30 protein-coding genes are annotated in these 25713 nt (G+C 33.7%); 29 read left to right on the forward strand and 1 reads right to left on the reverse strand.

What is annotated here, in order from left to right:
• Positions 1 to 4: 4 nt before the first annotated feature.
• The 18 genes from AB3K27_RS00330 (at position 5) to AB3K27_RS00415 (ending at position 13297) form a co-directional block, all read left to right on the forward strand.
• Entirely contained in the window at positions 5 to 1561 is a 1557-nt protein-coding gene (locus tag AB3K27_RS00330) for a DUF1073 domain-containing protein (RefSeq protein ID WP_368489306.1), read from the forward strand.
• Entirely contained in the window at positions 1506 to 2267 is a 762-nt protein-coding gene (locus tag AB3K27_RS00335) for a phage minor head protein (RefSeq protein WP_368489307.1), read from the forward strand. The genes AB3K27_RS00330 and AB3K27_RS00335 overlap by 56 nt, the downstream gene beginning before the upstream one ends.
• Positions 2268 to 2280: 13 nt before the next feature.
• Positions 2281 to 2475 (forward strand): hypothetical protein, encoded by a 195-nt coding sequence (locus AB3K27_RS00340; RefSeq protein ID WP_368489308.1) that lies wholly within the window; start codon positions 2281 to 2283, stop codon positions 2473 to 2475.
• Between the two features lie 42 nt (positions 2476 to 2517).
• The gene (locus tag AB3K27_RS00345) at positions 2518 to 3861 is read left to right on the forward strand and encodes a DUF2213 domain-containing protein (RefSeq protein WP_368489309.1); all 1344 of its coding nucleotides are present in this window, start codon (positions 2518 to 2520) and stop codon (positions 3859 to 3861) included.
• A gap of 1 nt (position 3862) precedes the next feature.
• Positions 3863 to 4369 carry a hypothetical protein gene (locus AB3K27_RS00350; protein ID WP_368489310.1) on the forward strand — a complete coding sequence of 169 codons (507 nt, stop codon included), beginning with the start codon at positions 3863 to 3865 and terminating at the stop codon, positions 4367 to 4369.
• Between the two features lie 15 nt (positions 4370 to 4384).
• Positions 4385 to 5395, forward strand: a complete 1011-nt coding sequence (locus AB3K27_RS00355; RefSeq protein ID WP_368489311.1) for a DUF2184 domain-containing protein — start codon at positions 4385 to 4387, stop codon at positions 5393 to 5395.
• Positions 5396 to 5408: 13 nt separating this feature from the next.
• Entirely contained in the window at positions 5409 to 5669 is a 261-nt protein-coding gene (locus AB3K27_RS00360) for a hypothetical protein (protein ID WP_368489312.1), read from the forward strand.
• Positions 5670 to 5679: 10 nt separating this feature from the next.
• Complete coding sequence (locus AB3K27_RS00365) at positions 5680 to 6159, forward strand: DUF4054 domain-containing protein (protein ID WP_368489313.1); 480 nt, start codon at positions 5680 to 5682, stop codon at positions 6157 to 6159.
• Positions 6160 to 6171: 12 nt separating this feature from the next.
• Complete coding sequence (locus AB3K27_RS00370; protein ID WP_368489314.1) at positions 6172 to 6819, forward strand: hypothetical protein; 648 nt, start codon at positions 6172 to 6174, stop codon at positions 6817 to 6819.
• Positions 6816 to 7181, forward strand: coding sequence for a hypothetical protein (locus AB3K27_RS00375; RefSeq protein WP_368489315.1), 366 nt, complete (start codon positions 6816 to 6818; stop codon positions 7179 to 7181). The genes AB3K27_RS00370 and AB3K27_RS00375 overlap by 4 nt, the downstream gene beginning before the upstream one ends.
• 8 nt (positions 7182 to 7189) lie before the next feature.
• Positions 7190 to 7747: a hypothetical protein gene (locus AB3K27_RS00380; protein ID WP_368489316.1), complete on the forward strand. Its 558-nt coding sequence runs from the start codon at positions 7190 to 7192 to the stop codon at positions 7745 to 7747.
• Positions 7748 to 7793: 46 nt separating this feature from the next.
• A complete protein-coding gene (locus tag AB3K27_RS00385) occupies positions 7794 to 9269 on the forward strand; it encodes a DUF3383 family protein (RefSeq protein WP_368489317.1) in 1476 nt (491 codons plus the stop codon).
• 12 nt (positions 9270 to 9281) lie between these two features.
• Complete coding sequence (locus tag AB3K27_RS00390) at positions 9282 to 9722, forward strand: phage protein (RefSeq protein ID WP_368489318.1); 441 nt, start codon at positions 9282 to 9284, stop codon at positions 9720 to 9722.
• Between the two features lie 11 nt (positions 9723 to 9733).
• Positions 9734 to 10189 (forward strand): phage tail assembly chaperone, encoded by a 456-nt coding sequence (locus AB3K27_RS00395; RefSeq protein ID WP_368489319.1) that lies wholly within the window; start codon positions 9734 to 9736, stop codon positions 10187 to 10189.
• 184 nt (positions 10190 to 10373) lie between these two features.
• Positions 10374 to 12251 (forward strand): hypothetical protein, encoded by a 1878-nt coding sequence (locus AB3K27_RS00400; RefSeq protein WP_368489320.1) that lies wholly within the window; start codon positions 10374 to 10376, stop codon positions 12249 to 12251.
• Positions 12251 to 12823 (forward strand): phage baseplate protein, encoded by a 573-nt coding sequence (locus tag AB3K27_RS00405; protein ID WP_368489321.1) that lies wholly within the window; start codon positions 12251 to 12253, stop codon positions 12821 to 12823. Before AB3K27_RS00400 ends, AB3K27_RS00405 begins: the two co-directional genes overlap by 1 nt.
• 53 nt (positions 12824 to 12876) lie before the next feature.
• Positions 12877 to 13026 carry a hypothetical protein gene (locus AB3K27_RS00410; protein ID WP_368489322.1) on the forward strand — a complete coding sequence of 50 codons (150 nt, stop codon included), beginning with the start codon at positions 12877 to 12879 and terminating at the stop codon, positions 13024 to 13026.
• 16 nt (positions 13027 to 13042) lie between these two features.
• Positions 13043 to 13297, forward strand: coding sequence for a hypothetical protein (locus tag AB3K27_RS00415; protein WP_368489323.1), 255 nt, complete (start codon positions 13043 to 13045; stop codon positions 13295 to 13297).
• Here the strand turns inward: AB3K27_RS00415 and AB3K27_RS00420 are convergent.
• Positions 13278 to 13577: a hypothetical protein gene (locus AB3K27_RS00420; RefSeq protein WP_368489324.1), complete on the reverse strand. Its 300-nt coding sequence runs from the start codon at positions 13575 to 13577 to the stop codon at positions 13278 to 13280. The two genes, AB3K27_RS00415 and AB3K27_RS00420, sit on opposite strands and share 20 nt — an antisense overlap.
• Before the next feature lie 78 nt (positions 13578 to 13655).
• Here AB3K27_RS00420 and AB3K27_RS00425 point away from each other — a divergent pair, with 78 nt between their 5' ends.
• The 11 genes from AB3K27_RS00425 (at position 13656) to AB3K27_RS00475 (ending at position 25213) form a co-directional block, all read left to right on the forward strand.
• Positions 13656 to 15140 carry a cell wall-binding repeat-containing protein gene (locus AB3K27_RS00425; protein WP_368489325.1) on the forward strand — a complete coding sequence of 495 codons (1485 nt, stop codon included), beginning with the start codon at positions 13656 to 13658 and terminating at the stop codon, positions 15138 to 15140.
• Between the two features lie 589 nt (positions 15141 to 15729).
• The gene (locus AB3K27_RS00430) at positions 15730 to 16596 is read left to right on the forward strand and encodes an ORF6N domain-containing protein (protein ID WP_368489326.1); all 867 of its coding nucleotides are present in this window, start codon (positions 15730 to 15732) and stop codon (positions 16594 to 16596) included.
• The gene (locus AB3K27_RS00435) at positions 16593 to 16748 is read left to right on the forward strand and encodes a hypothetical protein (RefSeq protein WP_368489327.1); all 156 of its coding nucleotides are present in this window, start codon (positions 16593 to 16595) and stop codon (positions 16746 to 16748) included. Before AB3K27_RS00430 ends, AB3K27_RS00435 begins: the two co-directional genes overlap by 4 nt.
• A complete protein-coding gene (locus tag AB3K27_RS00440; protein WP_368489328.1) occupies positions 16745 to 17080 on the forward strand; it encodes a hypothetical protein in 336 nt (111 codons plus the stop codon). Before AB3K27_RS00435 ends, AB3K27_RS00440 begins: the two co-directional genes overlap by 4 nt.
• 71 nt (positions 17081 to 17151) lie before the next feature.
• Positions 17152 to 17478, forward strand: coding sequence for a hypothetical protein (locus AB3K27_RS00445; RefSeq protein ID WP_368489329.1), 327 nt, complete (start codon positions 17152 to 17154; stop codon positions 17476 to 17478).
• A gap of 11 nt (positions 17479 to 17489) precedes the next feature.
• Positions 17490 to 19457 (forward strand): phage tail tip lysozyme, encoded by a 1968-nt coding sequence (locus AB3K27_RS00450; RefSeq protein WP_368489330.1) that lies wholly within the window; start codon positions 17490 to 17492, stop codon positions 19455 to 19457.
• An 11-nt stretch (positions 19458 to 19468) separates the two neighbouring features.
• Complete coding sequence (locus AB3K27_RS00455) at positions 19469 to 20029, forward strand: Gp138 family membrane-puncturing spike protein (protein WP_368489331.1); 561 nt, start codon at positions 19469 to 19471, stop codon at positions 20027 to 20029.
• A gap of 109 nt (positions 20030 to 20138) precedes the next feature.
• The gene (locus tag AB3K27_RS00460) at positions 20139 to 20432 is read left to right on the forward strand and encodes a hypothetical protein (protein ID WP_368489332.1); all 294 of its coding nucleotides are present in this window, start codon (positions 20139 to 20141) and stop codon (positions 20430 to 20432) included.
• A gap of 15 nt (positions 20433 to 20447) precedes the next feature.
• Positions 20448 to 21653 (forward strand): baseplate J/gp47 family protein, encoded by a 1206-nt coding sequence (locus AB3K27_RS00465; protein ID WP_368489333.1) that lies wholly within the window; start codon positions 20448 to 20450, stop codon positions 21651 to 21653.
• 10 nt (positions 21654 to 21663) lie between these two features.
• Positions 21664 to 22302, forward strand: coding sequence for a DUF2612 domain-containing protein (locus AB3K27_RS00470; RefSeq protein ID WP_368489334.1), 639 nt, complete (start codon positions 21664 to 21666; stop codon positions 22300 to 22302).
• A gap of 13 nt (positions 22303 to 22315) precedes the next feature.
• Entirely contained in the window at positions 22316 to 25213 is a 2898-nt protein-coding gene (locus tag AB3K27_RS00475) for an SGNH/GDSL hydrolase family protein (RefSeq protein ID WP_368489335.1), read from the forward strand.
• The last annotated feature ends 500 nt before the right edge of the window (positions 25214 to 25713 follow it).

Raw genomic sequence — 25713 nt, forward strand, 5'->3', positions numbered from 1 at the left:
GAATATGAACAGCAGAAGACATAGAAAAAGAAAAAAATATAATATAGATGCTAAACCTAAAACAAATAATATAAAGCCTCCTAAGGGACTTGTTACAGATTCATTTTCAAATGTACTTGCCAGATTGGGCTATGGAACACCAAACCTGTTAGAAGGTACAGAATATCCTCTCACAAGGATTACACAGGATTATGGGCTTATGAATAGCTTGTATAGATCCAATTGGATAATAAGAAAGATTATAGATACTATCCCGGATGATATGTGTAAGAATTGGATACAGGTAACTACAGAACTTGAACCGGACCAAATAAGGCAATTACAAAAACTAGAGAGAAGAACCAAGTTAAAAGCCAAGATACTTGAAGGGCTTAAATGGGGGAGGCTTTATGGTGGTGCCGGTGGTTTGATAATAATAGATGGACATGAGAATATACTAGACCAGCCACTAGAATATGATGATATAATGCCAGATAGCTTCAAGGGACTATTTATAACAGATAGATGGAGTGGCATAACACCAAGTCAGAATATAGTTGAAGATATAAACAGTCCTGATTTTGGAACACCTGAATTTTATAATGTAGTTGCAGATGGAGGGAAAATAATAAGAGTACATCATAGCAGGGTTGTAAAATTCATAGGTAGAAAACTTCCGTATTGGGAGGAACTTGCAGAGCAGTATTGGGGAGCCAGTGAGGTTGAAATCGTGTTTGATGAACTTAAAAAGAGAGATAATACTAGCTGGAATATTGCTCAATTGATATTTTTAGCAGATTTAAGGGTATTAAAATTAGATGGAGTAAGGGAAATGCTTAGTATAGGAAATGATAAAGCCGCACAAAGAGCGTGGAAAGCTATAGAAGCACAGAATATGCTAATGAGCAATATGGGATTACAAATACTGAATTCAGGTGAAGAATTAGAAAGACACCCATATTCTTTTAGTGGATTGAATGACATATATCAATCTTTTATGTTAGATGTAGCTGGAGCCTGTGAAATACCTGTAACACGATTATTTGGGCGTTCTCCTGCTGGCATGGATGCAACCGGTGAAAGCGATATGCTAAATTACTACGACACTATAGAAGAAAAACAAGAATCTACATTGAGGCCAGTATTAGATCAATTATTGCCTGTATTATGCATGAGTGAATTTGGAGCTATGCCGGATGATTTGGATTATGACTTTAACCCTGTTCGAACACCGGATGGAAATGAATTGGCAGATTTATCTAGTAAAAATACTGCTGTTGTAATAAGTGCTTATACAAACGGATTAGTAAGTCAGAAAACAGCATTAAGAGAGCTTAAACAGCAAAGTAATGTAACTGGCCTGTTTAGCAATATATCTGATGAGGAAATAGAAAAAGCAGATGATTCGACTGTTGATGAAGGAGAATTGGAAGGATTGAATAATTATGGTAGCGAAAACAGCTCAGGACCTTTGGAAGCCGAAAAGATTAATAGAGAAGAGATATCAAAGAACATTAAAACGGGCAATGAAGATTCTTCAACAAAATTTAAATGGTTTAAGAAATCCAAGAGAAATACTTAGAGAAATTAAAAAGTTCTCCAATAGCCATGAATTCAAGAAATTCGCAGAAGCAGAAGCCTTAAAAATGGTTACTCATGTATTTGCAGATGCAGGCCGTACATGGAGACAGGCAGCAGCCAAAAATGGCAAAGGTAGTGAGATATACAAAGCTCTAAAGAAAGAGTTACAAGGACCAATAGGAGGGGCTATAAGTGCACAAGTAGAACAAAACGCTACTTTGATTAGAACATTACCTCAAGGCGTGGCAAGAGAAGTTACACAACATATTGCAGAGGAAACATTTAAAAGTAGGAGGCCAGAGGATTTAACAGAAGAAATTAAGGAATTGTTTAGTTATAAGGCTCAAATAAGAGCTCAAACTATTGCACGTACTGAAACAGCCAAGGCAAATACAGCTTTAACTCATGCTAGAAGCAAACAACTTGGCTTGAATTGGTATATATGGAGAACTGCCGAAGATGTAAGGGTTAGAAGTGCACATGCTTTAATGGATGATGTTATATGTTCCTGGGATAATCCTCCAAACCCTGAATTACTTAATCATGAGAAAAGAAATTATGGGAATTATAATCCAGGAGAGATATTTAACTGTAGATGTTTTCCAGCACCCATAGTAAATATAGACTTTGAAAAATTCCCTCACAAAGTATGCTACCAAGAAAAGATAATTACAATGACTAAGAAACAATTTTTAGAGATTATGTAAGGAGGAATGATGTATGCATAGAGTATGTTTTTGCGGTTGCTGTAGCGATAAAGGTGACGAATATATGTGCGAAGGAACATGTTCCAATTATACTTTAAAATCCTATGGTTACAAATTAAAAAAAGGTGAATGTGAAAAACCATATTTTAAAACAACAAATAAAAATGATCTAAAAGATAGTATATTAAATAGTACCAAAGTTAAATAAGCCTTAGAGGGCTTTTTATTTTGCCTGAAAGGTGGTGATTAATTGAAAGCGTATTTCGGAGTACCAATTTCACCTAATATTACAGAAACACCGGATGGGTTTTATATATGCAAGAATGTTCCCATAGCCCGTACTGGTTGGTATGAATATACGGATGAAGAGCTAGGTCTAGATGATAGAGACAAAATCTATAAAGTATATAGAAGTCCAGAAGAAGTTTTTAAACCTGCAGCAATAGCAAGCTTTAATGGTAAAGTTGTTACAAATGAGCATCCCTCAGAATGGGTAACACCAGACAATGCCAAAATCTATATGAAAGGAACAAGCCAGAATATAAGGCAATCCAAAGATGAACCCGATTTATTACTGGCAGATTTAATTATTTATGATGCAGATTTAATAAAAGCAATACAAGAAGGTAAAAGAGAAGTATCTTGTGGATATGACTGTAATTACGTAGACAACGGAGACAATACATATTCACAAACAGATATATGCGGTAACCATATAGCAGTTGTAGAAGCTGGTAGAGCAGGGAACCGTGTAGCAATAAAAGATTCAAAAAATAAAATTGAGGAAGGAGAAAAAAAGATGTCAAGTAAAATAAAACTACCAACCAAAAAGCACTCAAGAGTTACTGACATGTTAGCAGCTATAGGATTGAAGCATTTTGCTACAGATGCAGATGCAGAGGAGGTTCTGGACGCTGTAGATGCCATGGCAGAAGAAAAGAAGTGCAATGATGAGGAACCGCCTGTAGAAGAAAAGAAGGAGGAAGTAAAGGACCAGAGCCCAGAACTTGAATCCAAAATTGATAAAATATGTGGTTTGATTTGCCAGCAACTTGGTATAAAACCGCAGGAAGATGAAGCTCCTACAGGAATAGAGGCAAAGCTTGAAAAGTTAAATGATTCCATAAAAGCTTTGGCAGAAAAGAAAGGTGAAACCGAAGAAGATCCTGAAAAAGCCATTGATGAAGTTATCTCTAAATTGGAAGGTTCCAAGCAAGAAGATGAAGACCTCCCAAATGAAGAAGAAATAACAATTGAGCCGGAAGAAATAACAGATGAAGAACCAAAAGAAGAAGAAAAATCACCTGCAAAAGATGATTTCTATAAAGCTCAATTTTTAAAGCAGATGAAGCCTATAGTAGCTCAGATACAGGACAAGGCAGCTAAAAAGAAAGCTTGTGATGCACTTATTAATACAGTAAGGATGAAAGCACCACAAGATAAGAATAATTCTTATGCATCTATAGTTAAAGGCAGAAAGAAAAAAGCAGCAGACAAGCAGAAAATGAGTGATGCAGAATATCAGGAAAAAGTAGCGAACTTAGGAATGGAAATAGCTAAAAAGTTCAATCCACATTATAAGGAGGTAAAATAATATGCCAGGTGCAGCAATAGGTAAAATATTAGGTTTAGGTTATCCAGGAAATGTAGCTAGACAGGCTGATGCAATCATAACCCAGAGACCAGTTAAGGGAGATCCAATATCTTTTGGAGATCCAGTTATATTAAATTCAGATAACACTTACACAAAATTTGCAGCTGCCAATACAGCAGCACAATTTGCAGGTATAGCAGTAAGAGAAGTAAAACAGGCTACAGATTATTATCCAGTAGGAGGAAATTACAAAGAAAATGAGCCTTGTGACGTTATTTCAAGGGGAACAGTTACAATAGTTTGTAATGTAGGGACGCCTACAGCTGGCGGCTCTGTTTATCTTAGAATAACAGAAAACGCAACTATTCCAAATGGAGTTGTAGGAGGATTTGAAGCAGCAGCAGACGGAACAAATACAATTGAACTTACAAATGTTAAATTTACTACTGGTGATATAGATGCAGACAAGGTTGCAGAAGTTACTATACTTACTAAATTACAGCCTTAAAAGGAGGAATGAAAAGTGGAAACAATAGATACTTATAGCAATAAAACTTTGGCTTTACCCGGAGTTGGCAGAATGCCGACAACAGATTCGGCAATTGGTACAGGACTAGCCTTTCTGCGTGGCGAGTTAGAAAAAAGAGATCCTAGACTTTTAGAACCATTGGTAAATATAGATTGGCCTAGAGATATAGTTGCAAAAACAGGTGGCGGATGGAGTGAATTCTCTTCAAACACTTTTGTTGATTATGCTGGGACTGGCGGCTCAAACAAGGGCATAATTGGAGGGCAAACTAATAATATTCCTATTGTACAGGGCAATATTACAAAAGATATTTTTAAGGTATTTACATGGAGCAATATTCTTAAGGTACCCTTTGTAGATCAATCAAAAATGCAGACAATAGGACGTTCCCTTGACCAGATATATGATAAAGGACTGAGACTTAATTATAACAAGACAATAGATTTTCTGGTATATCAGGGTTGGGATAAAGAAGATATTTATGGCCTTGTAAATAATCCTCAAGTTACAGCTTCATTGGTAGACGCTGGCGCAAGTACTGAAACAAAATGGTCAAAGAAAACGGCAGATGAAATACTTCATGATATAAACCAGGTTATAAATGATACATGGGCGAATTCAGAGTATGATATTACAGGCATGGCAAACCATATATTAATACCACCTGCTCAATACACTGATATAGTATCAAGGAAGGTATCTGAAGCTGGCAATGTATCTATCCTTGAATATCTTTTGAAAAACAACATAGCAAATAATCAAGGAAGACAGCTTGCGATTGTACCATCAAGATGGTGTATAGGTGCTGGAACCGGTGGAACTGACAGAATGGTTGCATACGTAAACGATGATGATAGAGTTAACTTTGACTTACCTGTACCTTTGAGTAGAGGAATGAGTAGCCCTGATGTTAAAGAATTGAGTTATCTTACTGCATATGTAGCTCAAATATCACAGGTTAAAATACTTTACTATCAGTGCTTTAGATACAGAGACGGTATATAAGGGAGGTAATTTTATGTTAAGAATATTTACTAAGCAAGCTTTTGAATTTAGAGATTCAGAAGGTAAGATGGTGCAGGCAAAATATAATGAGTTTTCTGAATTACCTGATTGGGTTGAAAAAACCCCAACATATCAATTAGGTGTAAAAGATGGATTGATAGTGGCATATGGAAATAAGACAGTTTCAACAGAAACAAATAAACCTGCAGAGGAAAACAAACCAGCAGAAACAAATAAACAGGATGCTAAACCATCTACTAACACTAAAAAGTAGGTGATTTTTTATGCCTTATTTAAATGGAATTATAGGAGATGCTTCCAATTTATCATTTGGAAGCAATCCTCCTTATGCAATAGAAGATTTTTTGCAGGTATATCCTCAATTTGGAAATGATGCAAACAACAATTCTGTAATACCCACAGCTATAATACAAATGTATATAAATTTAGCTACTACCTGCATTAAAAAAGACAAATGGTTTGATGCCTGGGAAGTTGCTATGGGATGGTTTATTGCTCATTTTCTTACTTTGTATTTACAAGGAACAGCAGATCCTAATAGTGGGGCAGCAGGAGTATTACAAGCCGGTCAAACTAGAGGTTTAGATACGTCTGTAAGTGCCGGTGGTGTATCTGTAAGTACAGATTATGGGACAATAACACAGGATTTAAACGGATGGGCTGGGTGGAAGCTCACAATATATGGAACACAGCTTGCGAGTATGGCAAGAATTATCGGGATTGGTGGCAGTTACGCCTATTAGGAGGTAATTTGTATGCTTGATAAATTAATAGATGTTATGGTGACAAAAGATTTGACAAATGATTTACTACAATCCTTAAAAGAATTAAGCAATAAAAAAATATGTATAGGAGTACCGCAGGAGGATAACACCGAAAGAGGAGATGTAAAATATAATCTTACTCATAAAAGAAAAATAAAACAAGGTAGTAATTCAAGAACCAATCAAAGGATTACAAATGCACAATTATTATATATTCATTCTAACGGAGTAAGAAGTAATTCCATGATAAAAGCTATGCAACATGATATTGATTCAGGAACGCCATATTCAAGAGCATATGAGTTTTTTGTACATGAGCATGGTTCACCTTTATTTAGGATACCACCTAGGCCTGTGCTTGCACCTGCTATTGAAAATTCTAAAGATGTAATTGCTGAAGCTATGAAACAAGCTATGAAAAGTATACTAAACAATAGAGATGTTTCAACTCAGTTAGGCAAAGTAGGAATGCTAGGACAAAATATCTGTAGAAAATGGTTTACGGATCCTGAGAATAAGTGGGCATCAAACAGCCCTTTGACTATAAAACAAAAAAGAAAGAACAGTGATAAACCACTCATTGATACGGGAGCATTACGTAATAGTATTACTTATGTTATAAGGGATGATTCACAATGATTAATTTAAGTAGAGTAATAACAGATCCACGTATAGCACAAAAGCAGCCATTTACAGTATGGCGTAAATCTACTACATGGCAGGGCGGGAGACCAACCTCAACAGAACTTCCTATATCCATAGTTGGGATTATAACCCCTGCAAACCCCAGAGATTTACAACAGGTTCCAGAAGGTGATAGAGTCGGTGGAGAAATAACTATACTTACTATTCAACCTATATATATTACAAGAGCAGGAGATGAGCAGGGCATTTCAGATGAGGTTGAGTGGGACGGAGATAGATACCGTGTATTTAATGTATTCCCGTGGAAAGACTATGGATTTTATCATGGGATAGGAATTCGCAAGACAAGTAAGTAGGTGATTATATGGCAGATGTACAGGATACAGTACTTACATTAAAACAAATTGAAGATATATTCTTTGCAGAAACATGTAAAATGCTAGGATTAGATCCTACATTACCAGAGAATCAAGGCAAGGTGAGGTTTGCGTGGCCTACCGATGGATCTCCGGGATGGAGCATAGATGAAGATATAGTATTTTTAAGAATAACACCTCAGGATGATAGGATAGCTAGGATATTTGATACAGTTTTTAATACAGAGGATTCGGAGTATGCTTTAAAAGAAACGGGATATACAAGGGTTCATAAAGTGGATTGGTGTATCTATGGTCCTAATTCATATGACATTGCAGATAAAATAAGATTTAAAGTACTTAGCAGAGATTATTTGGAGAATTTTAAAGCCAATAATCTTTTTTTAATTACAGACGTAACAATGCCCGTTAGAATCCCCGAACTTTTTAATGGACAATGGTGGGAAAGGGTAGATTTTCAAGCTTCTTACAATGAATTGGTAGTACGCAGAAGCCAATTACCGTACATAATAGGTACGGATATAAGATTAATAACAAGCAGATAGAGAGATTAAATCTCTCTTTTTTTATTGCAAAAAAGGAGGTTAAACAATGACAACTTTACCTTTAAGTGATGTAGTAAATGTTTCTGTTAACGTTGGGCCTGTCAATTCTGTACGTACTAGTTTTAACTTAGGATTAATAGTAGGACAGTCTACAATTATATCCACCGATGAAAGAGTTAAAACTTATGCAAAAACAGCCGACATGATCGCTGACGGATGGACAGGAAATGAACCAGAATATTTAGCAGCACAAATATATTTTTCGCAGTCTCCACAGCCTGCAAAAGTAGCAATAGGCGTACAGATTGCACCAGAAACAGCAGTTGCTGCGGTAACAGCATGTAGAAATGCTAATGCCGAATGGTATGCATGTACTGTGTGCGGTGCAGCAAAAGCAGATATACAAGCCATTGCAGCTTATATAGATTCAGCAGATCCACCATCAGCATATTTTTACACAACTCATGATGAAGATGTATTGAACGGTGTGTCTGGAAATATTATGGACTTATTAAAGAAAAATAATGTTCACAGAACCTTAGGACAATATAGTACAGATTCTATTCAAACACAAGGATACGAAACAGGCGGAGCAGGAGCAGCAACGGATATTCACAGCGGAACAGATAATGAATTTAACATTGCTTTAGATGGAGATGCTACACCTAAGAACATAACTCTTACATTATCTAATTGCACAAGCGGGGAAACTACAGCAGCAGAAATTGAAAGACAAATACAAGCTTTAGGGGGAGATGTATATTCTAATGTTAAAGTAGAATATTCCGTAGATCATTATGTTATAACTTCTCCTAGCTATGGAGATGGAAGTCAGGTGAGAATTACAGCAGCAACAGAAAATGATATATCAGAAGAATTGAAGATAGGTGCCGCAAATGGAGCCGTAGATACAGATGGAGAAACTATTTATAAAGAATCTGTAGTAGCAATTATGGGTTATGCCATGGGAGCTAACACTCAAACCGCCAATAGTGCATATACTTTAGATGCTAAATCAGAAGTTGGAGTATCTACAGAGGATTTGACAAATACACAACTGACTAAAATCAAAGGTTATAACGGAAATGCTTATGTAAGTAGAGGAAGCGTCTATAGTTTATTTGAAAATGGAACTATGGCAGATGGGACTTTCTTTGATGAATTAATAAATTTAGATATGCTTTCAAATAATTTACAAATAGCAGTATTGAATATGTTTACAGGTAATTCTAAAATTCCACAAGATGATACTGGGATGCAAATGTTAGTTAATGCTTTAACTACACCACTTGAAAATGCTGTAAATATAGGATTTGTTACTCCGGGAATATGGAACTCAGAACCAATATTGGCCGTAAAAACCGGTGACATGTTAAGTGCAGGTTATAAAATATTATTTGATTCAGTTTCTAGCCAATCTCAAGCTGATAGAGATGCAAGAAAAGCCCCACCGGTATACGTGCTTGCTAAACTTGCAGGAGCTTTTCATAACGCACAAATTGGCGTATATATCAATAGATAAGGAGGGGTAGAAATGGCATTAACTTTCAATACCTATAGTTTTCAAGATGTTACTGTAACATTTGACCATACGTATGGAAAAAGAAGTTCTGTTGGGGCAGGATTAGGGAGTATTACAGTCGGAATGACACAAACAAAAACTGTGCAAGAAGTCGGAGCCGATGGAGTTGTTATGGTAAGTAAAGTTTTAGGAGAAAATGGAACTATTACAATTACTGTACAACAAACTAGCCAATTACACAAATATTTGATTAACTGGTATAACTATATAAATGATTCATCAATTCCTACAAACGAATGGGCTTCTATGACAATAACCATTATGTCTCCAACAATGGGGGATGTAATTACAGCATACGGAGTATCCCCTCAAAAATTAGCAGATAGAGTATATCAATCTCAAGGGCAAATGTATTCGTGGTCATTGATGGCAGCTAAAATTATTCATGAATAGAGGGTGGTTAAATGGAAGATGTAAATAAAAGAATAACATATAAAGATATAAAAATAGGAACCAGAACATTTAAACTTAATAAGTTTGATGCGCTTACAGGTTCCTATATGCTTTTTAAATTAATTGGATTAATTGCACCTTTGTTTAAAAATGCCGAATCTAAAAATAGCAAAGATGCAAATATAGATGATATTGATATTTCAGAAGCATTAAAAACTTTAACGAGTTTGCCTAAGGAAGATTTTGAATATATACAACAAAATTGTCTTAGAGTAGTAAATGAAGTTCATCCAAATGGCATGTTGTCTCCATCCGTTTTGGATGAAAATAATAATTTTGGAATAGCAGACTATGATTTGCCACTTATATTGAATTTAACTGTACAGTCTTTGATATTTAATGTTAGTGGTTTTTTCAACGAACCCCTCTCGGGATTGAACCTAGAGGGGTTGAATATATTCCAGTAGAATTTCAAAATATAAATGCTTTCGTATATGCTCCGGTAGTAGCTAAGATATGGAAACAACATGAGGTTTGGGACGGAACATATACATTGGATGATCTTTTGGATGCACATGAAATATTGGCTATAAAGTCAGAAAATGAAGCAAGAGCTATGGAAGCATCACAACAGGAGGGGGGAGTATATTAATGGATCTTAATGTAATAAAAGAGTATTTGATCGGAATTGGTTTTAAGCTCAATGAGGATTCTTACAATCAATTCCAACAGACAATGAAAAATGCAGAAGGAAACATAAAAAACTTTGCTAATAACAACAAAGACAATATGTCTTCTTTACAGAAATTCTTTCAATTATTTAATGGTTCTTTAAAAGACAATATGGGAATAATAGCTAAAATTCTTCCAGAAACCAAAGCCCCTTTCCTGCAATTAATTGCTTTCATAGAATTATTACATAAGGGTGTCAATAAAGTTTCGACGGGATTCAAGGGCATAAAAACAGATACCATAAAAGGTGACAATGTTAAAAAAGCTTCTGAAACCATGGAGGAACTTTCAAAAAAAACAAAAGAAACTCAATCGCCCTTTGTTCAATTAATAGAACTAGTTAAGATATTAAATATAGAAATAAATAAACTTTCTTATAATTTACAAAATATAAAAACTCCTGATATGTCAGAAGTTGGCTTAAAACAAATGGAATCTGGATATTCTGTTCCTCAGAATGGTGCTGATTCGGGAAAAGAAACTCTTAATAAAATGCCAACTGAATTAAATAAAACTTCTCAAGCTTTAGAAAGTGTATCTAATAAAAGTAATGATGCTAAAACATCTTTATTATTGTTGAAAGAAAATGGAGGAAAAGCTATAGAAGATTTAGCAAAGACCTCAAAAATATCTTTAGGATTAATCGCAGGGGCATTTGCGGGTATTGCGGCTATAGCAATAGCATCATGGAAAACACTCACAAGTTTAGCCAGTCAGGATTTAGGATATCAGAAATTAGCCATGCGGTTATGGACTACAACAGAAAATGCCAAGGAAGTAGATATGGCTCTGAAAACTATGAAAATATCCATGCAGGATCTTTGGCTAAGTCCAGAATTATTACAGCAATTTAACCAGCTAAGGCAGGATTCGGCACAGTTAAAGCTTCCGTCTGATGCAGAGGATAAATTGAAACTCGTAAGGAGTATAGTTTTTGAATTTAAAAGATTAAAGCAGGCAGGAAGTTTGGCCTTTCAATGGATAGGGTATTATATTTCAAAATATGCCGGTGGACCTTTGGCTGATATTCATCAAGCATTAAATGGATTTGTTGATTGGGTGCTCAAAAATATTCCAGAGGCAGCAAAAATTATTGGAACAATTCTGGGTGTTCTATTTAGATTGATTTTAGATGCAATACAAACAATAGGAATTGTGTTGAAACCTATTATTAATACAATAAGTTTAATTATAGAAGTTATTGGGAAAATACCAGCGCCAATCAAGGCCATAATTGCTTTAGTAGTAGCCTTGCAAATAGCCTTAGCAACGGGACCTTTGGGAGTTTTGTTTCTTATAATAGCAGCTTTAGATGATATATATACTTATTTTAGGGGAGGAAAATCGGTTATAGGAGGCTTCTTTGATAAATTTAAAGAGGGAGCTAATGCAATAAAAGATATCAAAGATGGATGGAATGGCTTTTGGAGAGGTATAGAAAATTTTGTAGATAGAATTAGAGCAAAAATTAAGAACTTAATTAATGATATTAAAAATATCCCATTAGTTAAAGGTATAAACGAAATTAAAAATATCCCAGATGATATAAAATCAAAAATAAAAGGATTTGCAGGGAGTGTAAAGAAAGGTGTATCTTCTGTAACCTCGTATATATTACCTCGAAGTAGTACTACAAATAATAAAAATTCTACCATGAATAATACTAATCACAATAATACTACTAATAATTTTAATATTTACGGAACTACGCCTACAGGTACAGCCAATGCAATAGATAGTAAATTAAATAAGACTAAAACTAGCATTTTAACACGTAATCTAGGGGGGATCTATTGATGGCTACAGAAAAAGCTACAACATATATAGATACTAACCCTGGAAGTTCCACAGAAGGCAAATATATATTTGATGCTTTCTTTAATATACAACATGATACTACATTAACTATAACTGAAAGCCCTGTACAAACAGGAGCAAGTATTTCAGATCATGCTTACATGGAACCTAAAGAATTAACATTTGAAATAGGCATGAGTGATGTAATGACAAGATCTAGAGATTGGCAATTTGAAGCTGAAAATGGAAGTACAAGATCCATAACAGCTTATCTTTTTCTAAGACAACTACAGGAAGACAGAATACCTTGTACAATTGTCACAAGATTAGGAACATATAATAATATGCTTGTAGAAACCATAAGTGCTCCAGACGACAATACAACAGCTTTCGGACTTAAAGCTACGGTTACAATGAGAGAAATACTTGTCGTAGCTGTAACTACTGTTAAAATATCTGCTAGGCCTCAAACTAGTACTACAACTAACAGCGGAGATCAAAAAGCAGAGAAAGCAGATGAGAGTATATTGAAAAAAATAGAGGGTTTATGGGATCAGGTAACTGGAAAATAAGCAATATAAGAAAATTAGCACATTGAAAAGGTACTTTTATATTTAAAAGGGAAGTGATAACTTTGAATAAAGAAACAGAAGAAAGATTGAAATCACTAGAAAAAAGAGTAGCTGTACTTGAAGATAAAATGCAAGTACAGCCATCAGAAAAAATGATCAACAACATTCCTAGAATTGATGAAAGGGTTGCAATAAGAGGTTAATTAATGAGGTGGAAATATGATAAATGAAACAACATATAATAAATGTATTGATATAAAAGAAATGATTGCTCCCGAAGTACCAATTCAGGAACAACCCAAAGCAAAAAAATATGATTTTAAACAAATCGCTAGTGAATTGCAAGAAATTTTGGTTAAGCATGATATATATTTAGATCAATTCGATCCGTTAATACAATATTTAAAATCAAAAATCATGCATGAAACTAAAGCTCAAAAAAGAAATAACGAGACTAGGATTCAAATTCTTTGATGAACGCTAATCCTTTATAAGATAATCTTATTTCACGTTGAATACTTGGAAATAAGTTTCCGCAAGCATCTTTTTGAAAAGATAGACCTTCTATTAATCCAATATCAACGCATCTAAGTATTGCATCATCAAAATTTATATCACCGAGTTTTGACAATACACTTTTAGGATCTTCATTATCACGAATTTGAATTAGGATTTCATATATTAGTTTGTCAAATTCTTCTATGCTTTTGAACATAGTTATCACCTCCATGGTGATAATTCTACAAAATAACACAAAATCCTCTTATGTCAAAAATAGTTTAAATCCTCTTTGAAATGTTGTATTATGGAATTAAAAAGGGGGATTTTAACTATGAAAAGAAAACTCATAGAATTTATTTGTGTAGTTGCTGTTACTTTACTTTTTGGAATTAGTGTTAAGGCTGATTCTTTGCAAGTTAATAGGTTGGGTGGATATAGCAGATATGAGACAAATATTAATGTTGTACAACAAGGCTGGCAAAAATCAGATTATGCAATTGTGGTAGGAGGAGAAAATTTTCCAGATGCTTTAAGCGCTACAGTTTTAGCTAAAAAGTATAATGCACCTATATTTTTAACATTACCTACTGGAATAGATTATACCATAGAAAATGAATTTGATAGATTAGGAGTAAAAAAAGTTTTTATAATTGGTGGTCCTGGTGTAATATCCACTTTAACAGAAGATACTCTTGATCAAAAAGGAATAGAATACGAAAGAATATATGGAACAAATAGATATCAGACATCAATAGCTATAGCTAATAAAATAGGTACTCAAAATGGTGTGGTTGTTGCTACAGGAGATGATTTTGCAGATGCTTTATCAGTAGCACCTATAGCAGGAAAATTACAGATGCCTATAATACTTTCTCAACAAGGTGTTTTGGATTCTATACAAAAGAAGTTTATTTCAGAAAATACTATTTCTAAAACTTATATAATAGGTAATACAGATATAATAAGTGATAATGTAGCTTCTAAATTTCCGAATGTCCAGAGGATAGCTACGGAAAGCGATAGATTTTCTAGAAATTTAGATATAATAGCTACTTTCGGCAATGATATTGATTTTAGTACAGCAATATTAGCTTATGGTGGAGATTTTGCAGATGCATTAAGCGCATCTGCCTTGGGAGCCTTAAATGGAAATCCAATAGTTTTAACAGGTGAATATTCATTATTCAAATATACAGAAAAGGCAAATAATAATCTTATAGAAACTTTATTAGGAAATGTCGGTGTTAAAAACATATATAAGCTATCATTTAAAGGAAGTATAATTGATAGTGGCTTAGATAATATAATAAATGGAACTAATGCTTTAAGTACTATAAAATCTAAAGTAACACTTGGATCAAATTTAGTATTTGGTTCTACGGGAACTTATAGTTATGATGGTAGTAATTATTATCGTATATCTTTATATCACGAAGTGAATAATAAACCAGTAAATAATTTTTATCAATATGACTTTCTCGTAGATGCTCTAACAGGGGATACTTATAAAATAGATAATACTACGAATGAAATAACGCCATTAAATATTACTAATATAGAAGATACAACTTCTGCCAGTATTTTAACTCCTGAACAAGCATTAGATTTAGTTAAATCAAAAGTAAAATTAGATGATGGATATAGTCTTGATATTTCGTCAGATGAATCGTATAGAATAGCTAATTATAATGATGAAAACTATTATCGTGTGGTTGAAAATTATAAAGATTATTATGAAGTATGCGAATATCTAGTTAATATGAAAACAGGACAAATTATAAAACATACTCAAGAAGGATATGCTCCAATGGACTGATTTAGAAAAATAAAAATATATAAATTAGAGAATCACTTAAATGTGGTTCTTTTTTACTATGTAAAGAAGTGAAGTATCATCCAATATGAAAAGATGTCAATAGCATTTAGTACCCTTTAAAAAATTTTTAAAATAAAATTTATCCTTGTAACCATTGATATTACAAGGTTTAACGTAATATCATGTAAAGAACACTTTTAGAAATAGTAGAGGTATTAAAAAAATCTATGATACAATATTTTTTGTGAAGAGAATTAAAAATACTCCTTAACTTCTTGACTTTATAGTTTCATGAAACTATAATAATAATAGGAGGTGAGGAAAATTAAACAAATAAGTGTAAGATTTGATGATGAACTCCATAAAAAGGTAAAATATTTATTGGTAGATATAGAAAAAAGTTTTAACGAATATATATTGGGGTTAATCAGAGAAGACTTACTGAAAAGAGAAAAGCAAAAAAAATAAAGATAATCTTAATTCTTTCCACGGAGCAAGATTATCTTTACGCAGAGACTATTCTCTGTGAAATATTGTATCATAAAGGATAGTCTCTTTCAAGATTGAAAAAAGAAGGAGAAGATGCAATGTGAATGAAGTTATAATTGTTAATAGTAATCAATTGAGGATTAAAGAATATAAAAATCAAAGAGTTGTTACAACGTGGGATATTGCCAGATTGCATAATATAGATTCTAAAATAATAAGAGATAATTTTAGAAATAACAAGTCGAAGCTTATAGAAAATGAAGATTATTTTCTAATTCCGAAGCAAAGTAATTTTGCTAGCGATTTAATCGTCAGCAAAGAAGTTGATTACCATGCTTTAAATGCAGCTAAAGAAATAGTAGCATTCACAGAAAGTGGATATTTGATGATAACAAAGCCAATGCAAGATGAACTATCTTGGCAAGTACAAAGGCAATTAGTTAAGGGGTATTTTAAATTGCAGGAAATCAAACAAAAGGTTGAAGAAAATTTTAATGAAACGTCAAATAAATCCCCAAATAATCAATTGGAAAAACTTGAAAACGTAAATAAGTCATTAGAGTTTCTAACACCATTATTAGATTATGCCGGAGTAGACAATACTATTAAATTATTAGTAGCTAAATCCTTTTTCTCAAAAGCTGGAATTGATATACCTGTAGACATACAAGCAGATCAAAAATATTACGATACTAAACAAATAGGTAATATGATAGGGATGTATTCTAAATCAGGTAAGCCAGCATATATGGCAGTAAATGAGATATTAAAATTATTAGACATTGAAGAAAGCGAAAAAACAGCAGTATGGGAAACTAATGGAGCGTGGCAAGGAACAGTTACTAAGTATAGTGATTCGGTGGTAAATAAAGTAAAGGAATGGCTAGAAGAAAATGATCATCCCGCAGATATACCAAGTAAGAATAAAACTTTCCACGTATCATATAGTGGAGGTGTGCAATTATGAACACAGCCATCAAACAAACTAAAAGCTTCAAATTTGCTTCTAATGTTATCGGAAGAGATATTTGCAGCACAGATGAATTGACAAGCAAAGACTATTACGCGCTTATACGATTCTTTTTTAAAGATAAATTGGGTGAGGTAATGGAAGCATGAATAAAGAATTTGATAAAAAGAATAGAGTCCCAATGTGGGGCAGAACTGACTATCACTGTGAATATTGTGGTTGCCCTATTAATTTATGGACACCAATGGAAACATATAAAAGTGATAGATGTTGTGAGTTATATAGTGACTTTTATGATGTAATAGATGAACTAGAAGAAAGAAAAATACCATATAGATATAGAGATATTTTAAAAGAATGTTTGAAATTTAAACATGAATATCCTGATATTCCAGATTTTGAAGCAAGTTTGCATGAAATGATTGAGGAAGATGTAGACACAGGTGTTATTTCAGAATTATATATACAAGAACCCAATTAAAAGTAATTAAATAAAACATTTTAAAATACTCAAGTCCACTTTTTAGTGGGCTTTTTTAGTGTGGTGATTATATGGCAAATCAAGTAATACCTTTAACAACAAGCCCCAACAATACATTTACATGTACTGTAGCTGTAAATGGTGAAAAGAAGAAATTCTATTTTTTCTTAAGATACAATACAGAAGCCAGATATTGGGTTATGGATTTATCGGATGAAAATAAAGTTCCTATAGTTTCATCAATACCTCTTATAAGTGGAATAAATATTTTAGAACAATATGAGTATTTACAAATAGGTAGAGCTTATATAGTTAAAACAGATGATAGTTTACTTGCAGATATACCAGATACTACTAATTTAGGTACAGATTTTAAACTTTTATGGATTGACAATTGAGGTGATTAAATGTGAGTATACAACAAACGGTTTGGAGTTTTTTAAGAGGCAAAGGCCTTCCTGAGAAAAGCTGCAGTGCGGTTCTTGGCAATATACAAGCGGAATCCGACTTTGATGAAACAAAAATCGAGGTAGGTAGCGGGAATGGCTTTGGATTATGCCAATGGACTGGCGAAAGGCGAATTCAATTAAAAGCTTACGGAATAGATTTAACACATCAATTAAATTTCTTATGGGCTGAATTATCAGGAGATGTTGGAAATACAGGAGCATCATTACAATGGATAGATAGAAGTGGATACTTGTCTCATAGTGCTTTTATGAGTGGAAATGGGAGTATAGCAGATTTAACAGCGGCAATGTGTTACTGTTGGGAACGCCCTGGGATAGCTCGCTTAGCTATAAGGCAACAGTCAGCACAGGATTACTTTAATCAATTTACAGGCGCAACAGGTACCCCTAGTGCTAATAACCAACAAACTATGGCCATAGAATCTACAAATTACGAGGTAGTATCAGGAAGTCAAAAACAAGGTCAAATTTTATATGGTAGAAGATATAGAGTTACAGTAACCGATGCACAAGGGAATGGAATAGATGTATCACAGTTAAGATGTGTATTTCAGGTTAAAAAGACTATTCAAATGGAACCTAATTTTTCTCAAATAACTATTTATAATTTAAATGCCCAGACTGAAAATGCAATAATGCTATCTGCTACCAGGGTAACACTTGAAGCAGGATATGAGGGAAAACAATATGGCTTAATCTTTGATGGAGACATATTGCAAACAATAAGAGATAAAGAAGATAGTACAACATATAGGCTTACAATAATAGCCTTGGATTCAGATAGAGCCATTAATTATGATATAGCAAATTATTCTGTCTTAAGAGGACAGACCGCTAGAACACTTGTGGATCACATAATAAATAAAGCTCAATATCCCGTAGCTTTAGGAAGCATTTCAAGTCAATTAGATAATGCACCAAAGTTAACCAGGGGTAAAGTATTCTTTGGAAAATCCAGCGATTATTTAAGACAAATAGCTGAAAGCAATAAATGTAAGTATTACATGGAAGATGGAAAATTAAATATTATAAATGTAGCAGACTTGCCAGAAGGAGAAATATTTGATTTAAGTCCTTCATCTGGATTAATAGGTACTCCCGAACAAAGTGAATATGGAATAACAGGAAAATGCTTATTAAATCCTAAAATAAAGGTAAATACACTTATACACATAGATAATAGTTTAGTTAGAGCAAGACAAATAGACACAACAAATAGTTCAAATACTGTGCCAGCTTCATCTAATAATGCTAGTAGTGGAACAAGGCAGACAATTATAGCTAAAGCCGCAGAGATAGTACAAAAATGTCAAGAAGGTAAAGCTATATACGTACTTGGTGGAAGAGGTACCAATTCAGCAGGTCAAGAGATGTATGATTGTTCTATATTTGCAGAAACTTGTTATGCGGCAGCAGGAATAACAATGACTGCTCCGAGCGGAAGTCAATATTCTAAGTGTTCAGGGAGTGGAGGTTTTGTATCTACAGATTTTAATAGATTAAGGACAGAAGGAAAAGCTGGAGATTTATTGTTTGTAGGTGCTGGAGGTAATACTCATGTTGCTATTTATGATGGAAACGGCGGCCAATATGCAGCACATAGCCATTACCCTAATGATACTACAAAAGATATAAGGCATGATAGCACTATCGAAGGATACCATTTTACTTCTTGGGGACGTCTTGCAGAATTAGCTAACTCAGATAATGGTATAGCTCCTAGTGCAAATGGAAATACAACAGGAACTAATGCTGTTCAAACTTCACCATTCAGATCGCTTGATCAGGACGGTATTTACAGATGTATAGCTTGTACCTATTCAGGAGACACACGGGGTGATCAGTGGGAATGCGAATTTATCACTATAGATCAATTAGGGGGAGCGATCCCTATCGTTACTAATTAGGTGGTGTTTAAATGGAATACACGAGAAATATACCAGAATTAATAGGGTCAAATGATGAATTTTATAGGAAATTTAAAGAAAATATACAAAGCACCTTGAAAGTTTGTTCGCCTGGCATAATACAATCTTTTAATAAAGATGAACAGACCGTTACTGTGCAAATAGCGTTAAGAGAATTAATTACACAACCAAATCAAACTAAAGTGTGGAGTAATGTACCATTACTTTTAGATGTGCCTATACAATTACCTCGAGGCTCGAATACTGTCTTGACAATGCCAATAAAAGAGGGCGATGAATGTTTGGTGATTTTTAGCGATAGATGCATAGATTCATGGTTTAGTTATGGTGGAGTGCAGAATCAAATAGAAAAAAGATCTCATGATTACTCGGATGGATTTGCCCTGGTTGGAGTGTGGTCGCAACCTAATGTAATTCCTGATTATTCTACAGAAGCCACAGAATTACGTACTATAGATGGAAACACCAAAATTTCTCTAAAAGAAGAAGAAATTAATATAAATGCTGCAACAATAAAAATGAATGGAATTGATGTAACCCCTAAAGAATAGGGGATTTCTTATTTCCAAAATTAAGGTGGTGATAGAACATGAGGTATAGGGTGCTTGATGAAAACTCTGATTACTCATTCGGGAGATCACAGCAAAACATTACCTATGGTTGAAAGGAGCTTATGCATGCGGTCAGGCAATTAAGACTAATTTTTTATTACTTAAGGGCGAGTGGTGGGAGTCGATCGATAAGGGTTTTTCTTTATTCCAAGATATTGTAGGAAAATTTACTTCTCAAACAAGTGTAACGTTAGTGGATTCTTTAGTAAAATCTTATCTCTTAGGCATAGAGAATGTAACAGCAATAAAATCTTTTGAAAGTAAATTAGAAAACAGAACTTATAGTTTCACAGCAACTGTTATAACACCTTTTGGAAATGTAACAGTTGCAAAAACTTTTTAGAAAGGAGTGGCATATATGGCTTACTTTTCCCCTTTCGTTGATCAAAGCGGATTAAACCTCACGACCTATGTAGATATCAGAGATAACTTAATTGCTATGTGTAAAAATATCTTTGGCCAAGATCTTTATCTAGGCGAAGATACGCAGGATTATCAATGGATAGCAACAGTTGTGGAGAAAATCTATGATACTTTACTTGCGTCACAATTGAGTTATAACAATAGAAGCCCAGCCACAGCAGTAAGTACAGGATTAGATGGTATTGTAAAAATAAATGGAATAAAAAGAAAAGAAGCTACATATAGTACCTGCCCTGCAAGAATAACAGGGAACCCAGGATCTATAATAACAGGTGCTATTGCAGTAGATAAAGGTAACATCAAATGGGATTTGCCATCATCTATAATTATCCCAGAATCAGGGGTAGTTGAAGGACTAATATTAACATGCGAACTACCTGGACCTATTGCCGCTTCACCTGGAGATATAATTCAAATGTTCAATCCTCAATATGGCTGGACTGGAATAACAAATACAGATTCAGCAGAGTTGGGTTCATACGTGGAGACAGATGCAGAATTAAGGCTTAGGCAGCAAATAAGTACAGCATTACCTTCACTTACAGTACTAGATGGGATAAAAGGTGCTATAGCAGGACTTACAGGAGTAACAAGAAGTGAAGTATATGAAAATGATACCAATTTAGTTGATTCAAGAGGATTACCGCCTCATTCAATTACAGTGGTTGTAGAAGGTGGAGTAGATCAAGAAATAGGCAATGCTATTTATATTAAAAAAACTCCAGGATGCTATACCAACGGAACCACAGAAGTACAAATTATAGATTCAAATAATAATTTGATGTGGGATGCCTTTAACGAACCGGTGATACGTAGATTTTATAGACCCACATATATCGATATAGATGTAACTATAAATGTAAAAGCGTTAAATTCTACTTATACAACACAAAATACAGCAGATATAAAAAGCACAGTGGAATTATATTTAAATAGTTTAAAAATAGGGTCAGATCTTTCGTTATCAGCTATATGGGGTTCTGCTCTTTCTTCAATGTCGGATTTAAAAAATCCGGCTTTTTCTATTGTTTCTGTTACTGCGGCACGACATGGGCAATTCCAAGGCACTTCTGATATAGATATAGCTTTTAATGAGGTTACTAGAGGAAACGTGAATTATATAACTGTCAATTTAAGTTAGAGGTGATGTAATGGCTATAGATGCTTATTTAAATCATATAACAAGTCAACATAGAGATAAACCTAAATTTATTGCATGGTTAACAGCTTTCTTAAATAAAGTTGATGATGCCTATAATTGCATAAAGGGTTTTGACAATGATTTTGATATAGATTACGCAATTGGAAATCAACTTGATATCTTAGGACAAATTATTGGCGTTAATAGAGTCCTTAATTTTCAACCTACGGAAGATTTTGATCCTAAATTAGATGATGATACTTATAGACTTGTCTTAAAGGCAAAAATAGGAAAAAACATGTGGCAAGGCACTCTGCCAGAAATTTATACAATATGGAGTAATATGTTTCCAGATCTAAAATTAAATATTATAGATAATCAAGATATGTCCATGACAGCAGTAATTGAAGGTGTCATAGGGCAACTAAAGGAACTTCTAATTGCTAATGGATATATAATCCCTAAGCCTTCAGGAGTTCGTATTAATTATGTAGGGAAATCGGCTATAAATTTTAAAACTTACTCTTCTATGGTTGTATGTGGAAATACAACTACTACTATTCAAATGATGCAGCCTAAATATCCTATAAACTTTAGAACATATCAAAGCATGATTGTAAATGGAAACGTGACAAACATAATATCTTAAAGGAGAGGTTAAGATGGCTATATTTAATAACATGGTTATAACAACAAAAGGAGAAGCTTTATATAACAAAGTTCAAGCAGGAATACCATTAAATTTCACAAAAATGAAAATAGGTTCAGGGCAATTGGCAGAAGGCGATAATCCCGAAACTTTTACAGGTTTAAAAAATTATAAATTTGATGTTTCTATAAGTTCTGTAACTCAAAACACACAACTTCAAGTAGCTGTAATTTCAGGAACAATAAATAATACTAATATTACAGAAGGACAATATATATGCGAGCTAGGTTTATTTGCAGAAGATCCAGACGAGGGCGAGATTTTATATGGTTATGCAAACGCAGGCACACAAGGAGATTATATAGCCCCAAATAATAAAGGAGCTTTTGCTTGGAACTATCAAGTGAATGCGGCGGTAGGAAATGCTACAGAGGTTACAGCTATGGTATCAAGTACTACATTTGATTATGCTGTAGCAAGCTCAAGTGCAACCTTTGCAATAATAAGCGGAACAAATCAAAAAGAAATAAATGAAAGTATAGATACAACTTTGGGTTTAATACAAAACACAGTAAATTTTGAACCTGGAAGTCATATAGCTACACAAGATAATACTACAAGTTTTATTATAGATGTTCCATATAATCCGGGTACAGATCATGTGGAACTTTTTTATTTGGGTAATCAAAGAATGGAACCGAATGATAATTATACATTAACTGGAACAAGAGTTGATTTAGTAGACTGGTCTTTAAAAAGTGGAGAAAAAATTACTTATAACGTATGGAAATTTGTAAATAATGTTCCAATAATGGCAGATGGTTCAAACCTACAAGATAATAGCGTAGCTATAAGAAGCTTAACAGAAGATGTGCAAGAAAATGTAAATCAAGTGCCTATACTTATGTCGCAAATGGCAGATAAAGCGCAAGATAGTGACGATAATAGAACTACAACAGATAAGACTGTGACAGGTGCTATTAATGAGTTAAATAATAATAAAGTTGAAAAAACAGATCTGGATTCAACTAATGCAGCAGTTGAATCTAAAGCTCCTCAGACGCAAGTTGATTCATTACAAGTGCAATTGAATACTTTAGTATTAGCCGCTGGTTCAGAAAGTGAAAGCTATGCAGAGATTGTACAGGCAAGAAATAATGAGGATACAATGAATGACAGAATTACAAAGATTGAAACGGGCGAAAGAATAGAATTCACTGGTTCGGCTATAGAATATGGCTATAGAAAAAGGATTCCGCTAAAATGGATTAGTGGACAGACGGTAAGTGGCACAACTGGCGCAATTACAACTTCTGCTTCAAATGTTCGTTCAGAACCGATATATATACCATATACCGATTGTTTTGTACTCAGTTCTGAAAGTGTATTGCGTAGTATATATTTTCATAAGTACCCTAATATAAATTGTAACGCCGCAGAATATCAAGGTAATAGTGGTTTTTATCTAACAAGTAATGGAGTGAGTGACTCAAGTATAACAGGAAAAACAGTACGGACAATAACACCAGGATATTATATTATAACTGGTTCTATTGATTTAAATACAGCGGCAGTAAAATTGTATTCCGGAAAAAGCACGATTTTTGATGATATTAACGCTTTAATCTCAGGTATACAATCTCAGATTACAAATGGTATTAACGGAGAATTATTGGACTCAAGAAAAGATACATTAGGTAATACTTATACAAAAGTAGGGGATATAATAAGAACTAACTCAGCTAATACAATAGAACTTGATGCGGTTTTAAATATAGGTTATAAAGCTGAAATAAAACCTATATGGAAAGCAAAAGGTTTGCGTGAAGATACCGGAGCGGAAGTAACAGACGACGCAAATATATGCACCGACTTTTTATCATTTCCGTTCGTTGAACTTATGATGACTTACAATGTAAAAACAGTTGTAAAAATATTGAAATATACAACATCAAAGGTATTTGTTGGCATGGCAACAAACGCCTATGTGTATGGTGATGCTGGAACACCATTAAAAGTTACATTAGAAGCTGGGTATTTGTACCGTTTCAAGATGAACTCATCATACGATATTTCACAATTTCATATATATTGTGGCGTTTCTGATATAGAGAAAAGAATAAAATTACTTGAAACCAATCCAACAAAATTTTCCGATTGGAAAGATAAAAAATGGATATCCTATGGTGATTCTCATGTACGTTCTGGTAATAACTTAGAGACAGGTACATGGCAACAACAAGTACATGATTATTTTGGATTCGCGGAACATTTAGGTTGCGGTGTTGGAGGTTCACCTGTCCAATGGACAGATACTACTTTCGGGTGGAATGATATACAACACCCTGCGGGATGGTGCTCGTGGGAAAGGATAAAGGCGCAAATGACTATGGCTGCTCCTGATTTAATTTTTATTATGGGTGGGTCAAATAGTTTTTCGCTTAATGGTGTTGATGCTCCAGAAGGAGATTTTACATGGAGTACAGCAAATACTACTGATGAAGAATGGATTTCAGACGGAAATGCAGGGGATTTTGGTTTAACAACATTCAAAGGTGCTTTATCTTCTGTGATTATTAAAATTCAAAAATTATACCCCAATGCTGTAATTGTCTTAGGCACTATGCCTAACGCTAGAGGCTCAAATGTGGATGGTTCTTATCCAAATTTAACTGCTACAGTAGTAAATGCCTTAGGATTTACTGAGAGGGATTATGCAAACTGGATGAAAGAAACTGCTGAATACTGGGGCGTTGAATTTGTAGATTTTTACGGAAAATGCCAAGCTAATGTATTTAATAGGGCTAATTATTCAACCGATTCAGTGCATTTTAACACTGACTTAGGTAAAAAAGCAATTGGCAGGGTTGCAATTGAAAGTCTATTATCTATAATGCCTTATCAAAGTTAATCCATAATATGAATAGATTCGTATTAACGAATAACTCAATGAATTAAACACTCTAAAGAATAGAGATTATGGTATTGCTTTTAAAGATATAAAAATTTCAAAGAAAATTAATATAATTTTCTTTGAATACATATCCACTAATTGGTTAAAATACAAAAGTATTAGGGGGCGAAAACTTTGAATTTACAAATAATATTTCAGTGGCACAAACTATTACATCTTATATTACCAATAATTATTATTCCTATATTTCAGAAACGAGTAGGATTATTGAAAATTTGTATTATTGTATTTATAACTGGTTTACTTAAAGAGATACGTGATATTGTAATCATAATGGACCCTCTATTAGAATCAGTAATAGATATGATTTCAAATATGATTGGTATACTACTAGGAATTATTACGGTTAAAATAAAAATGAACTTAGTTAATATTTAGTATGCAACAGAAAACTAATACAACATAACACATTAAGAGTTTTGGAGAAATCCAAAGCT

The organism is Clostridium sp. BJN0013 (assembly GCF_040939125.1).
In the GTDB taxonomy this organism is placed as follows: domain Bacteria; phylum Bacillota; class Clostridia; order Clostridiales; family Clostridiaceae; genus Clostridium_B.